15 protein-coding genes are annotated in these 12,991 nt (G+C 73.9%); 11 read left to right on the top strand and 4 right to left on the bottom strand.

The window, feature by feature from the left end; translation table 11 throughout:
• The first annotated feature begins 135 nt into the window (after window positions 1–135).
• The 4 genes from ACTWJ8_RS34640 to ACTWJ8_RS34655 all read left to right on the top strand — a co-directional run bounded on the left by ACTWJ8_RS34640 (window position 136) and on the right by ACTWJ8_RS34655 (window position 2,099).
• Window positions 136–720: an RNA polymerase sigma factor gene (locus tag ACTWJ8_RS34640; protein WP_356373320.1), complete on the top strand. Its 585-nt coding sequence runs from the start codon at window positions 136–138 to the stop codon at window positions 718–720.
• Window positions 717–1,349: an Asp23/Gls24 family envelope stress response protein gene (locus tag ACTWJ8_RS34645; RefSeq protein ID WP_443261475.1), complete on the top strand. Its 633-nt coding sequence runs from the start codon at window positions 717–719 to the stop codon at window positions 1,347–1,349. Before ACTWJ8_RS34640 ends, ACTWJ8_RS34645 begins: the two co-directional genes overlap by 4 nt.
• The gene (locus tag ACTWJ8_RS34650) at window positions 1,346–1,693 is read left to right on the top strand and encodes a hypothetical protein (protein ID WP_443261476.1); all 348 of its coding nucleotides are present in this window, start codon (window positions 1,346–1,348) and stop codon (window positions 1,691–1,693) included. Before ACTWJ8_RS34645 ends, ACTWJ8_RS34650 begins: the two co-directional genes overlap by 4 nt.
• Window positions 1,694–1,775: 82 nt before the next feature.
• Window positions 1,776–2,099 carry an STAS domain-containing protein gene (locus ACTWJ8_RS34655; RefSeq protein WP_443261477.1) on the top strand — a complete coding sequence of 108 codons (324 nt, stop codon included), beginning with the start codon at window positions 1,776–1,778 and terminating at the stop codon, window positions 2,097–2,099.
• 10 nt (window positions 2,100–2,109) lie between these two features.
• On the opposite strand, the gene ACTWJ8_RS34660 is transcribed toward ACTWJ8_RS34655, so the two are convergent.
• Both ACTWJ8_RS34660 and ACTWJ8_RS34665 read right to left on the bottom strand, forming a co-directional pair.
• Window positions 2,110–2,658, bottom strand: a complete 549-nt coding sequence (locus ACTWJ8_RS34660; protein WP_443261478.1) for a GNAT family N-acetyltransferase — start codon at window positions 2,656–2,658, stop codon at window positions 2,110–2,112.
• A 54-nt stretch (window positions 2,659–2,712) separates the two neighbouring features.
• Entirely contained in the window at window positions 2,713–4,302 is a 1,590-nt protein-coding gene (locus ACTWJ8_RS34665; RefSeq protein ID WP_443261479.1) for a molybdopterin-dependent oxidoreductase, read from the bottom strand.
• 163 nt (window positions 4,303–4,465) lie between these two features.
• Between ACTWJ8_RS34665 and ACTWJ8_RS34670 the strand changes: the two genes are divergently transcribed.
• The 6 genes from ACTWJ8_RS34670 (at window position 4,466) to ACTWJ8_RS34695 (ending at window position 10,593) form a co-directional block, all read left to right on the top strand.
• Window positions 4,466–5,119: a fasciclin domain-containing protein gene (locus tag ACTWJ8_RS34670; protein ID WP_356373314.1), complete on the top strand. Its 654-nt coding sequence runs from the start codon at window positions 4,466–4,468 to the stop codon at window positions 5,117–5,119.
• A gap of 114 nt (window positions 5,120–5,233) precedes the next feature.
• Complete coding sequence (locus tag ACTWJ8_RS34675) at window positions 5,234–6,532, top strand: NAD(P)/FAD-dependent oxidoreductase (protein WP_356373313.1); 1,299 nt, start codon at window positions 5,234–5,236, stop codon at window positions 6,530–6,532.
• Complete coding sequence (locus ACTWJ8_RS34680; protein ID WP_443261480.1) at window positions 6,526–7,266, top strand: DUF1365 domain-containing protein; 741 nt, start codon at window positions 6,526–6,528, stop codon at window positions 7,264–7,266. The genes ACTWJ8_RS34675 and ACTWJ8_RS34680 overlap by 7 nt, the downstream gene beginning before the upstream one ends.
• Complete coding sequence (locus ACTWJ8_RS34685; RefSeq protein WP_443261481.1) at window positions 7,263–8,525, top strand: class I SAM-dependent methyltransferase; 1,263 nt, start codon at window positions 7,263–7,265, stop codon at window positions 8,523–8,525. The genes ACTWJ8_RS34680 and ACTWJ8_RS34685 overlap by 4 nt, the downstream gene beginning before the upstream one ends.
• Window positions 8,522–9,811, top strand: a complete 1,290-nt coding sequence (locus tag ACTWJ8_RS34690; RefSeq protein ID WP_356373310.1) for a cyclopropane-fatty-acyl-phospholipid synthase family protein — start codon at window positions 8,522–8,524, stop codon at window positions 9,809–9,811. The genes ACTWJ8_RS34685 and ACTWJ8_RS34690 overlap by 4 nt, the downstream gene beginning before the upstream one ends.
• A 50-nt stretch (window positions 9,812–9,861) precedes the next feature.
• Window positions 9,862–10,593, top strand: a complete 732-nt coding sequence (locus tag ACTWJ8_RS34695) for a DUF1295 domain-containing protein (RefSeq protein WP_443265087.1) — start codon at window positions 9,862–9,864, stop codon at window positions 10,591–10,593.
• Between the two features lie 37 nt (window positions 10,594–10,630).
• Here ACTWJ8_RS34695 and ACTWJ8_RS34700 read toward each other — a convergent pair whose 3' ends face one another.
• Window positions 10,631–11,386 carry an anti-sigma factor gene (locus ACTWJ8_RS34700; protein ID WP_443261482.1) on the bottom strand — a complete coding sequence of 252 codons (756 nt, stop codon included), beginning with the start codon at window positions 11,384–11,386 and terminating at the stop codon, window positions 10,631–10,633.
• On the bottom strand, window positions 11,383–11,967 hold the full coding sequence (locus ACTWJ8_RS34705) for a sigma-70 family RNA polymerase sigma factor (protein WP_443261483.1): 585 nt from the start codon (window positions 11,965–11,967) through the stop codon (window positions 11,383–11,385). Before ACTWJ8_RS34705 ends, ACTWJ8_RS34700 begins: the two co-directional genes overlap by 4 nt.
• Window positions 11,968–12,115: 148 nt before the next feature.
• Between ACTWJ8_RS34705 and ACTWJ8_RS34710 the strand changes: the two genes are divergently transcribed.
• On the top strand, window positions 12,116–12,781 hold the full coding sequence (locus ACTWJ8_RS34710; protein ID WP_356373307.1) for an alpha/beta hydrolase: 666 nt from the start codon (window positions 12,116–12,118) through the stop codon (window positions 12,779–12,781).
• Window positions 12,782–12,991 lie beyond the last annotated feature (210 nt).

Consider the following 12,991-nt stretch of genomic DNA (forward strand, 5'->3'; position numbering starts at 1 on the left):
CGGAACGAGGAACTTTTCGCGGTACTCCGGATCGGGGCACCTCGGGCCGCCGTTCGGCACCTTTTTCGAAACGCCGCGTCACAGATGGGGCGCGGGTGTGTCCAACAGGCAGGAAGAGACGAGAGGAGCCACGCAGTGGCGGGCGCCCCCAGACACACCGCGCCGCCGGAGGGCGGCGGCGGGACACCGGACGCGTTGCTGGCGGTCCGGGCGGCGGAAGGCGACGAGGACGCCTTCGCCGTGCTCGTCCAGCGGCACGCCCCCGCGCTGCTGCGGCTCGCCACCCGGCTGCTCGGCTCGCGCACGGAGGCGGAGGACGCCGTGCAGGACGCGTTCGTGAGCGCGTGGCGGCGGCTTCCCGAGTTCCGGGGCGCGGCCGCCTTCGGCACGTGGATGTACCGCATCGTCACCAATCGCTGCCTGAACGTCCTGCGCTCCCGAAGGCCCGTCGTACCGCTGGAGAAGGTGCCGGACGTGGCGGCGCCGGAACACGCCGTCTCGCCGGCCCGCATCACCGAGGCCCGCGACGCCGTACGGGAACTGGGCGAGGCCCTCGACCAGCTGTCGGCCGAACAGCGTGCGTGCTGGGTGCTGCGCGAGCTGGACGGGCGGCCCTACGACTTCATCGCGGACACGGTCGGCATCAGCCAGGAGGCCGTACGTGCCCGCGTCTTCCGCGCACGACGCACCCTGACCCAAGCACTGGGGGCCTGGCGATGACCGCTCACACTGATCCGCCCGAGGCGTACTCCGAGGACACCGGGGACGAGCGGCTGCCCTGTGGCCGGTTGCTCTCCGAGGTCTGGGCGGCCTGGGAGGACCAGGCCGACGACCCGCACCTCGCCGAGTGCCCGCACTGCCGCGCGGCCGTCGGCGACCTCGACCGGCTGGAGTCGGCCGTGCGCGACCTGCGCGCGGACCCGCCGACCGACACCGCGTCCGACGACGACACGGCCGCTCTGACCCGCCGGGTCATGGACGTCGTACGACTCGAACTGCGGCCAGGACGGCCGCTGCCCCTCGGAGAACCCGACGAGGACCTGTGGGTCATGGAGGCCGTCGCCGCGCGGAGCCTGCGGGCAGCGGCGGAGACCGTTCCCGGCGTACGGGCCGGTTCCTGCCGCCTGCGCCCCCTGCCCGCCGAGGCCGACGCCCCGGACCGGGTCGAAGTCCGTCTGGAGATCTACGCACCGCTCGACGCCGCCCTGCCCGACCTCGCCGAGGAGGTCCGTACGAGGGTGTGGGACGCGGCCGACCGCGAACTCGGCATGCCCGTCGCGGCGGTGGACATCCGTGTCACCGACCTCGTCGACAGCGCGGCCGACGACCAGGAAGGCCGAAACCGATGACCAGGACCAGCGCTCCCGAACAGCTCATGGACGACATCGCCCGCGCCGTGGCCGATGTGCCCGGTGTCGCCTTCCTCAGGCCCGCTCTGGCCGGGCGCCTGCGCTCCGCGCTCGGCCGGCCCGGAGCGTCCGCGGGCGGGGCGGCCTCCGGAGTCCGGATCACCCCGCCGCGCGACGCCGACGACGTCTGGCGCGTCGAGATCCACCTCGTCGCGCTCGCCGACGCCCGGGCGGTGGACGTGGCGCGCGCGGCTCGCAGGACGGCCGGGGAAGCACTGTCCGCGGGCCTCCCTGGGGACGATGTGCGGCCGTCGGTGACCGTGACGGTCACGGGGCTCGTGTGACCTTCGCGTGAGGACGTCCCGGCCGGGCACGGCTCGTTCCTTTCGGTGCTTGGCCGGGAATGCGCTGGGCATTGTTCCCGGCATGGATCGTTTGAGCGTCCGGCAGGTGTCGCCCGAGGGAGCCCTCTTCCGCGTCTACGTGCTCTCCGGAGAGCTGGACATCGTCAACGTCGGCAAATTCGTCGACACCGTCGTCGACGCGCTGGAACACGGGGGCAGGCACTTCTGCCTCGACCTGTCCGACGTCACCTGGTGCGACAACGGCAGCCTCTTCACCCTGCTCGGGGTCCGGCACGCCGCCAACCATGTGGGCGGCAGCCTCTCCTGCACCGGAGTGAGCCCCGCGGTCCGTGATGCTCTCGTCCGCACCGAACTGGGCGAACTCCTGCCGGTCATACCCGAGTAGAGCGCCGACGTCAGGCGCCGGGCCCCGGCCGGTCGACGCGGTAGACGTAGTGGGTCCGGTCGTCGACCGGGTTGTCCGGTTCGAGCTCTCCGACCGCGACCCGGGGCAGCCCTGCCCGTTCGAGCGTCCGCCACGAACGGCGGTTGGCCGCCACCACCGGGACGAGAATGCAGGGCGCGTCCGGCTGGTCGGCCCAGGTGCGGGCGACCATGGAGCGGAGCATCGCCGTGCCGATGCCCTGGCCGGTACGGTCGGGGTCGCCGATCAGGTAGTCGAGGGTCGTCGCGCCGTCGGGCACGGGGACGACGGCCGCCAACTCGTCCTCGTACGCGGGGTAGTCGCGCAGACGCGAGCGCTGGACGAGGCCGACCGGCTCGCCGTCGAGGAAGACCAGGAGGTCCTCCGACGGCTCCTCGCCGCGGGCCGCCGGCCCGAAGTCGCGGGCCACCGCCTCCTCGCTGGTCTCGTGGTTCCACCACCGCTTCACGTGGGGCTGCTGGAGCCATGTCCGCAGCAGCGGGAAGTCCTCCTCCTCGACGCGGCGCCACGTGATCCGCAAGAGAACCGCCTCCCCCCCCCGAACGCTTGCGCACTGCCTGAAGGGTAGGCGCACTCAGCCGACCGTCACCACCACCGAGTGCCACCCCGACGCGCCGTCCGGGATCGGCGGGACGCGCTCGGACGTCTGGGTGGTGCCCGTGCGGTCCGTGGCCCGGACGGTGAGCGTGTGGCCGCCCTTCGCGGCCCGCCACTCGTACGACCACTGCCGCCAGGTGTCCCGGGTGTCCTCGGCGGCGAGGCGGGCCTCCTGCCACGGCCCGTCGTCGACACGGACCTCGACCTTGTCGATGCCGCGGTGCTGCGCCCAGGCGACCCCGGCCACCATCACGGTGCCGGCCTTCGGGTGGGCGAACGGTTTGGGCGTGTCGATGCGCGACTGCGTCTTGACGGGGGCGCGCCGGGCCCAGTCCCGCCGCACCCAGTACGGGTCGTAGGCGTCGAACGTGGTCAGCTCGATGTCCTCGATCCACTTGCACGCGGACACGTACCCGTACAGGCCGGGTACGAGCATGCGGGCGGGGAAGCCGTGCTCGAAGGGGAGCGGCTGTCCGTTCATGCCCACCGCGAGCATCGCGTCCCGGCCGTCCATGACGTCCTCGACCGGGCTGCCGATGGTCATGCCGTCCACCGAGCGCGCCACCAGCTGGTCGGCGGGCCCGCCCCCGGACGGCGGCCTGACGCCGCACTGTTTCAGCAGGTCGGCCAGGCGGACCCCGATCCAGCGGGCGTTGCCGACGTAGGGGCCGCCGACCTCGTTGGACACGCAGTTCAGGGTGATGGTCCGCTCGATGAGCGGCATCCTCAGCACGTCGTCGAAGGAGAAGGTCTGTTCGCGGGACACACCCTTGCCGTGGATGCGGAGCTTCCAGGCGGTGGCGTCGACCTTGGGGACGACCAGGGCGGTGTCGACGCGGTAGAAGTCGGCGTTGGGTGTCACGTACGGGCTGATGCCGTCGACGCGCAGCGCGGCGCCGCGCGGTGTGGGCGGGGCCGCCGACGCGGGGGAGGGGAGGGCTACGTCCGCGCGCGAGGCGACGGCGCTGTTGCCGCGGGACCCCTTGAAGGCCCGGCCCACGACCCCGGCGCCGGTGGAGGCCGCGGCCGCCGCGCCGGCGGCGAGGAGGAAGCCGCGCCGGTCCCAGTCGGACCCCTCCGTCTCCTGGCCCGCGGCGACCGGGCGGTCGAGACGGCCGGCGAGCCAGTACAGGATTCCCGCCCCCGCCACCCCGCCGATCAGGGACGGCAGCGCGTCGGCCGGGCCCGTCGCGTCGGGGCGGCTCGCGGCGGCCAGCGCGCCCACCGCGCCGAAGGCCAGGACGCCGAGCGAACCGGCGAGGCGCCGCCGCGTCGCGAGCACGCCCAGGGCCAGCGCCAGGAGCGACAGGACGGCGAGGATGCCGAGCTGCAGCACCAGCTTGTCGTGGGTGCCGAACTGCCGGATCGCCCAGTCCTTCACGGCGGGCGGGGTGCGGTCGATGGCCGCTCCGCCGACCGCCACGACCGGCCCCGCTTCGGGGCGCACGGCCGCGGAGAGCAGTTCGGCGGTCGCGAGGGCCGCGTATCCGGCGAGCAGTCCGCTCAGCGCGCCGAACGCGAGGCGCGTGCGGCCGCGTGCCCGGGGGTGGGTGTCGATGTCGTCCATACCCCGGAATACGTCCCGGAGCGGGGTTCGGATTGGTCCGCGGCGCCGTCCCGGCGGTTTGTTCACCCGATCGGGGAATCCACCAATCCGCCTCGACCGCCACCCCGGATTACGGGTGTCGGGAGCAACACGGCTCCGACGCACCCACCGTGGAGGTACCGCCATGCTGAACCGAACCCGTCGTGCCGCCGTCGCCGTCGCGGCGGCCGCCGTGCTGCCCCTGGCGCTCAGCGCCTGCTCCTCCGACAGCGGTTCCAAGGACGGCGGCTCCGACAGCGCCTCCTCCTCCGCGACGAAGGGCACCGACAAGACCAGCCCCTCCGGCGACAGCGCCGCGATGACCGAGCCGTTCGGCGCCGCCTGTTCCTCGGTGCCCAAGGACGGCGCGGGCTCCTTCGACGGCATGGCGAAGGACCCGGTCGCCACCGCCGCGTCGCACAACCCGGACCTGTCCACCCTGGTGACCGCGGTCAAGAAGGCCGGACTCGTCGACACCCTCAACAACGCCCAGAACATCACCGTGTTCGCGCCCACCAACGACGCCTTCGCCAAGATTCCGAAGGCCGATCTGGACAAGGTGCTCAACGACAAGGAGCAGCTCACCAAGATCCTCACCTACCACGTCGTCGGCAAGCAGCTCACGCCGAAGGACCTGGAGAAGGGCTCCTTCGAGACCCTGGAGAAGTCGAAGCTGACCACGTCGGGCTCCGGCGACTCCTACAAGGTCGACGACTCGGCGAACGTGGTCTGCGGCAACGTGAAGACCGCCAACGCCACCGTCTACATCATCGACAGCGTGCTGATGCCCAAGAGCTGACCCGGGCACCGGGCAGCGGACCGGGCCACGTCACTCCAATCCGCCCCTTGATCGGCTCCGGATTACCCATGAGACGGCGATGCCGATCGGGTGTGCCGGGTGAGAGGAGAGGCGATGTCGAAGGTGACGGACGGCAGCACGGGGGTGGGTCGGCGGCGCACCGCCGTGATCGGCAGCGGCGTCGCCGGCCTCACCGCCGCGCACGTACTGGCCCGCGCGCACCACGTGACCCTGTACGAGGCCGACGACCGGCTCGGCGGACACGCGCACACCCACGACCTGACCGCGCCCGACGGATCGCGCCACCACGTCGACTCCGGGTTCATCGTGCACAACCGGCACACCTACCCGAACCTGCTGCGGCTCTTCGCCGAACTCGGTGTCACCACGCAGGAGTCGGAGATGAGCATGTCGGTGCGGTGCGAGGGCTGCGGCCTGGAGTACGCGGGTGCGCGCGGGCCCGCGGGCCTCTTCGCCCGGCCCGGGCCCGCCCTGCGGCCCCGGTACCTGCGCCTGCTCGCGCAGGTGCCCGCCTTCCACCGGGCGGCCCGGCGCCATCTCGCGCGGGAGGGAGAGGGCGAACCGGGGTGGACGCTGGGCGAGTTCCTCGACCACGAGGGCTTCACCCCCTACTTCCGCACCCACTTCATGACACCTCTCGTGTCCGCGGTGTGGTCCTGCGACGCGGCCACGGCGCTGCGCTACCCGGCCGCGTACCTGTTCCGCTTCCTCGACCACCACGGCATGCTCTCGGTGGGCGGATCGCCGACCTGGCGCACCGTGACCGGCGGCTCGCGCGCGTACGTCGAGCGCGTCGCGCGGGGGCTCGACGCGGTGCACACCTCCTCGCCCGTCCGCTCCGTGCGGCGGCACCCCGACGGTGTCACCCTCGTCGCCGCCGACGGCACCACGCGCGGCTACGACGCGGTGGTCGTCGCCACCCACCCGGACCACGCCCTGGCCCTGCTGGCCGACGCGACGCCGAGGGAGAAGGAGGTGCTCGGCGCCTTCCGGTACGCGCGCAACACCACCCTCCTGCACACCGACACCGGCCTGCTGCCCCGCGCCCCGCGGGCCCGCGCGTCCTGGAACTATCTGATGCCGTCCTGCACGGCGGACGCCGACCGGGTGCGCGTCAGCTACGACATGAACCGCCTCCAGCGCCTCGACGCGCCCGAGACGTACGTCGTCACGCTCGGCGGCGCGGACCGCGTCGACCCCGGCACGGTCCGCGCCCGCATGGTCTACGAACACCCCGTCTACACCCCCGAGTCGGTGGCGGCCCAGCGGCGGCTGCCCGAACTGGCCACTCCCACCACGGCGTTCGCCGGTGCCTACCACGGCTGGGGCTTCCACGAGGACGGCTGCCGATCCGGCGCCGCGGCCGCCGCTGCCCTCGGAGTGTCATGGTGAGCGCCGCCCCCGCCCTGTACCGGGTCACGGTCGGCCACGTGCGGACCGTCCCGTGGCGCTACGCGCTGCGCCACCGCACGTACATGTGGCTCGTCGACCCCGACCGCCCGCCACGACTCCCGCTGCCACTGCGGCCGTTGGCGGGCTTCGACGCCCGCGACCACTTCGCGGGCGACCGCCCCACGATCCGCGCGGGACTCGACGCCTTCCTCGCCGGGCGCGGGGTCGACCTCCGCGGCGGGCCCGTCGTCATGCTCACCCACGCCCGGGTCCTCGGGTACGTCTTCAATCCGCTCACCCTCTACTGGTGCCACACCCCCGACGGCGCCCCGAGGTGTGTCGTCGCCGAGGTCCACAACACGTACGGCGGGCGCCACTGCTATCTGCTGGAGACCGACGCCGCGGGCCGGGCGTCGACGGACAAGGAGTTCTACGTCTCGCCGTTCTTCCCCGTCGACGGCCGCTACCGCATGCGGCTGCCCGCCCCCGGCGACCGGCTCGACCTGACCGTGCAGCTGGAGCGGGACGGCGGCCGGCCCTTCACCGCAACCGTCCGCGGCACTCGGCGCGAAGTACGGACGAGGACCCTGCTGGGGCTCGCCCTGCGCAGGCCGTGGTCCACGCTCGCCGTGTCCGCGGCCATCCGCCTGCACGGCATCCGGCTCCACCTGCGGGGCCTGCCCGTCCAGCCCCGACCCCACGACCGCCCGACACACCCGGAGAACGTCTCATGAGAACCGGCGCCCGCCCCACGGCTCACCCCGCCCCGGTGGACCCCGCCCGCTGGCCCGACGTCGCCGCGCCGCCCGCCTCGTCGCCGCCGCGGACCGCCGTCGCCGCGGCCGTCGTCCGCCACGCCCTGCGCGGGCTGCCGCTGCGCGCGCGGTTCGCCGACGGGACCGAACTCGGCCGCGGCGGCCCCGTCCTGCACATCCACCGCCCCGACGCCTTCCACGCCCGCATCGGGCGGTCGGGGCTCATCGGGTTCGGCGAGTCGTACATGGCGGGCGAGTGGGACGCCCCCGACCCGGTCGCCGTCCTCACCGTCCTCGCCGCGCACGCGGCGGACCTCGTACCCGCGCCCCTCCAGCGGCTGCGCGGGCTGTGGGCGCCGCGCCGGCCCGCGGCGCGACGCAACACACCCACGGGCTCCCGGGCCAACATCAGCCACCACTACGACCTGTCCAACGACCTGTTCGCGCTCTTCCTCGACGAGACACTCAGCTACTCGTCTGCCGTCTTCCGCGGCCTGCCCGCCACCTGGGACCTGCTCGCCGACGCCCAGCGCCGCAAGATCGACCGCCTCCTCGACCTCGCCGCCGTGGGCGACGGCAGCAGGGTCCTCGAGATCGGCACCGGCTGGGGCGAACTCGCCATCCGCGCCGCCGCCCGGGGCGCCCGGGTCACCACGCTGACCCTCTCCCGCGAACAGCGCGAACTCGCCCTCGAACGCGTCGCCGCGGCCGGACTCGCCGACCGCGTCGACGTCGAACTGCGCGACTACCGCGAGGCGCGCGGCAGCTACGACGCCGTCGTCAGCGTCGAGATGATCGAGGCGGTCGGCGCCGAGTTCTGGCCCACCTACTTCCGCACCCTCGACGCCCGCCTGGCCCCCGGCGGGCGGGCCGCGCTGCAAGCCATCACCATGCCGCACGACCGGATGCTGGCCAGCAGCTCCACGCACACCTGGATCCAGAAGTACATCTTCCCCGGCGGCCTGCTGCCGTCCGTCGAGGCCATCGCCGGGACCGTACGCGAACACACCGGCCTCACCGTCGCCCGCCGCGACGCCTACGGCCCGCACTACGCCGAGACGCTGCGGCTGTGGCGGGAACGCTTCACCGAGCGCGCCGACGAGGTCGCCGCGCTCGCCTTCGACGACACCTTCCGACGCATGTGGACGTTCTACCTCGCCTACTCCGAGGCCGGCTTCCGCTCCGGATATCTCGACGTCCAGCAGTACCTGCTCACCAAGGAGGACACCCCACGATGACCGGCGCAGCCCACCGCATCGCCGCACTCGCCGAGACCGCGCTCGGCGGGCCGCTCCCGGTCCGCCTGCGCACCTGGGACGGCGCCGAGGCGGGCCCGGACGGCGCCCCCGTGGTCGTCGTCCGCTCCCGTCGCGCCCTGCGCCGACTGCTGTGGAATCCGGGGGAGTTGGGGCTGGCGCAGGCGTACGTCACCGGGGAGATCGACGTCGAGGGCGGCCTCGCCGCCGGTCTGCGCGCCATGTGGTCGGCGGCAAGGGACCGCGGGCTGCACGCCCCACGCCTCACGCTCTCCGGCCGGGCCCGCGCGGCCGTGGCCGCCGCCCGGCTCGGCGCCGTCGGACCGCCGCCGGCCCCGCCCGCGTCCCAGGCCCGACTGCGCGGCGCCCTGCACAGCAGGTCCCGCGACCGGGCGGCGATCAGCCACCACTACGACCTCTCCAACGCCTTCTACGAACTGCTCCTCGACGAGACCATGGCCTACTCCTGCGGCTACTGGACGGGCGACGACCTGCGGTTCGGCGCGGCCGACGCGCAGCGCGCCAAACTGGAGCTGATCTGCCGCAAGTTGGGCCTGACTCCTGGGGCCCGACTGCTCGACATCGGCTGCGGCTGGGGCTCCCTCACCCTGCACGCCGCCGAGCGCCACGGGGCCCGGGTGACCGCGGTGACCCTCGCCGCAGAGCAGGCGGAGTACGTACGCCGACGGGTGCGCGAGCGGGGGCTGGGCGACCGCGTCGACGTGCGGTGCCAGGACTACCGGGACATCGAGGGCGGCGACCACGACGCGGTCGCCACAGTCGAGATGGGCGAGCACGTCGGCGACGCCGAGTACCCGGCGTTCGCCGCCGCCCTGCACCGCATGGTGCGCCCGGCCGGACGGGTCCTGGTGCAGCAGATGTCGCGGGGCGCGACGGCTCCGGGCGGCGGCGCGTTCATCGAGGCGTACATCGCGCCCGACATGCACATGCGCCCGCTGGGAGACACCATCGGCCTGCTGGAGGCGGCGGGCCTCGAGGTGCGCGCGGCGGAGTCGCTGCGCGAGCACTACGTGCGCACCGTCGACGCCTGGCACCGCACGCTGGAGGAGCACTGGCCGGCGTTCGTGAAGCTGGTCGGCGAGGAGACGGCCCGCGTGTGGCGCCTGTACCTCGTCGGCGGCGCGCTCGCCTTCGCGGAGCGGCGCATGGGCGTGGACCAGATCCTCGCCGTGCGGCCCACGGCGGCGGGCGTCAGCGGTGCGCCCGCGACGCCGCGGGACTGGTACCAGGCCCTGGAGCAGTCGTGAACGGCCTCGCCGCGAACCTCGCGTGGTCGGCCGCCGCCGCGTTCGGCGTCATGCTCGTCACCTTCGCCGTGGCCGTGCGCAGGGGCCTGCACCGCATCGTCGACGTGGCATGGGGACTGGGCTTCACGGCGGTCGCGGCCACCACCTTCCTGGCGTCGGCGCAGGCGGGGGACACGGGGCGCCGGGTCCTTGTCACCGTACTGACGGCCGTCTGGGGACTGCGGCTCGCCGCGCACATCGCCCGGCGCGGACGCGGCCACGGCGAGGACCCGCGCTACGACCGCATGCTCGCCAAGGCCCCCGGCAACCGGAACCTGTACGCGCTGCGCATGGTGTACGTCCTCCAGGGCGCGCTCGTCTGGCTCGTGTCGCTGCCCGTCCAGGCCGCGCAGTACATCACCGCGCCCCTGAGCGCCTTCGCCTGGGCCGGTACGGCGCTGTGGGCCGTCGGCATGTTCTTCGAGGCGGTCGGGGACGCGCAGCTCGCCCGGTTCAAGGCCGACCCCGCGAACCGGGGCCGGATCATGGACGAGGGACTGTGGAGCTGGACGCGGCACCCCAACTACTTCGGGGACTTCTGCGTGTGGTGGGGCCTGTTCCTGATCGCGTGCGACGCGCCCGCCGCGGCGGCCGTCTCGGTCGTCTCCCCGCTCGTGATGAGCCTGCTGCTCACCAAGGGCAGCGGGAAGCGGCTGCTGGAACGGCACATGGCGCAGCGCCCCGGCTACGCCGCCTACGCGGAGCGCACCAGCGGCTTCTTCCCGCTGCCGCCGCGCCGTTGAGCCGGGGCGCTCCGCGCCGCACGTCGATTCGGGTGACTCAGGTGGGGAAGGGCATCAGTGCCACCGGATCGGAGGTCGGCCGGTCGGAGCCGCCCGCGGGCTCGACCGTGACGCCCATGCCGGACGCCTTGCCCACGGAGCCGCTCAGCAGGACGGCCTGGTCGGCGCGGTCCGCGTCCATGAGGCCCGCGGGGCGCATGGTGCCCGCGTCGTCGAACCAGAGCTGGTACACCTTGCCCTTCGGCGGGTGCGCCATGCCCGAAGCGATGAACACGGCCCGGTCCTGGCTCTTCGACACGACGACCGTGCCGGCGGCGCCGTCACCGAGGCGCGCCGATTCGCTCTTGGCATCCGGGGCCGCGAGCACGGCGGCGATCCGGTCGTTGCCCTCCTCGGCCTGCCGGGCCTGCTCCTGGGCGTCCTGAGCCCGCTGGTGCTGCCACACCGCGGTGCCGCCCAGCGCGGTGGCGGCCGCCAGGCAGGCGGCGAGCGCCCATCGCGACAGCAGCCGCCGCCGGTCGGAGGCGGCGCGACCGGCCCGCGACAGGACCGGCTCGCGAGGCGAGTCCTGGCGGACCGTGGTGATGCGGCGCAACACCTGGGCCCGCATCTCCGGGCGGGGCGTGACGGTGGCGGCCAGGCCGAGACGTGCGGCCGTCGCCGTCAGCTCGGCGCTCTCCCGGGCGCAGGCCTCGCAGTCGGCGAGATGCCGCTCGAACGCGGCCCGCTCCTCGTCGGAGAGCGCGTGGACGGCGTACGCGCCGGTGAGCGTGTGCAGGTCGGCGGTGGTCACGCGGTCACCCCCAGGCAGTCGCGGAGTCGGATGAGGCCGTCGCGCAGCCGGGTCTTGACCGTGCCCAGCGGCAGGGTCAGCGACTCGGCCACCTGACGGTAGGTCAGGCCGCGGTAGTAGGCGAGCGTGACGGCCTGCCGCTGGATCTCGGTCAGCGTGCGCAGACAGCGCCGCACCTGCTCCCGCTCCAACCGGTCCTCCACCTGCTCGCTCACCTGGTCGAACTCCGGCATGTGGTCGAGGAGCGCGGCCTTGCGGTCGCGCGCCGCGGAGGCCTCCAGGGACCGCACTCGGTCGATCGCGCGCCGGTGCGCGAGCGTGAGGATCCAGTTGATGGCGGTGCCCCGGTCGGTGCGGTAGCGGGGAGCGGTGCGCCACACCTCGACGAGGATCTCCTGCGCGACCTCCTCCGACTGGGCCAGATCGCGCAGCACGGCGCGCACGGTGCCCAGGACCGGGCCCATCACCCTGTCGTACACCGAGGCGAACGCGTCCTCGTCGCCGAGGGCGACGCGGCCCACCAGCGTCTCCAGGTCCGGTTCTGCCGATGGGTTTCTGCCGATGTGCACGGCTTCTTTCACGGGGCCCTCCGTCGTTGGGATCTCTCAGGGGTAATCCGGACCCCGCGAGGCCATGGATTGGCCCGGTCGACCAAACCGTTTCACGGTCGGCGCCGGATCACCGGCATCGACGGCTTTAAGGTGACGTCGTGGGCAGGGAGGGCGACGGGTGACGGATTCCGAACGGCGGGCCGCGGCGGCGGAGGCGAGCGACGCCCTGGTGCCGCACCGTGCCCCGCGAGACGCGCGGGCCGCGGTCCTGTTCCTGCACGGCGGCCGCGCCGACAGCCGGTCCCCCTCACGCCCCTGGCATCTGGCGGGGCTGCGTATGCGCCCCTTTGTGCGCGCGGTCGCCGCCGCCCTGGCGGACGAGCCGGTCCTCCTGGCGCGGGTCCGCTACCGCGTGCGCGGCTGGAACGGAGCCGACGCCGACGCCCTGCGCGACGCCGAACGGGCGCTCCACGACCTGCACCGGCTCGCCGGCGACGTACCGGTGGTGCTCGTGGGCCACTCGATGGGTGGCCGCGCCGCCCTGCGCGCGGCCCGGGCACCCCAGGTCGCCGCCGTCGTGGCGCTGGCCCCCTGGTGCCCGGAGCACGAACCCGTCGCCCACCTCAGGGGCAAGGACGTCGTCGTCCTGCACGGCGACGCCGACCGCGTCACCGACCCGCGGGCCTCGGCCCACTTCGTCGAACGGGCCCGCGCCGCCGGCGCGCGGGCGGACCTGGTCCTCGTACCCGGCGGCGATCACGCGATGCTGCGCGACGCCGGACACTGGCACCGCACGGTCGTCGAGCGAACCGCCCGAGCGGCGACGACGGCTCTGAACGGCTGACTCCGGATGGAGTGAGCAAGGGGCGGGTCCGGCTCGTCCGGCAGGCGGCCGGAAGTGGCGCCGGGCGGTCACGTGGCCGGACGTCGGCCGTGTGGCTCGCGCCTCGACACGCGGGCCGCAGCCCTCGAAGAAACCGGGAAATGGAGCGAATCCGTTCCGGTCGTGGCGCCCGCGCGGGACACTGGCGTGGAGCCGACCCGGCGGCCCGAG

Source organism: Streptomyces sp. SDT5-1 (genome assembly GCF_052245995.1).
GTDB lineage: Bacteria > Actinomycetota > Actinomycetes > Streptomycetales > Streptomycetaceae > Streptomyces.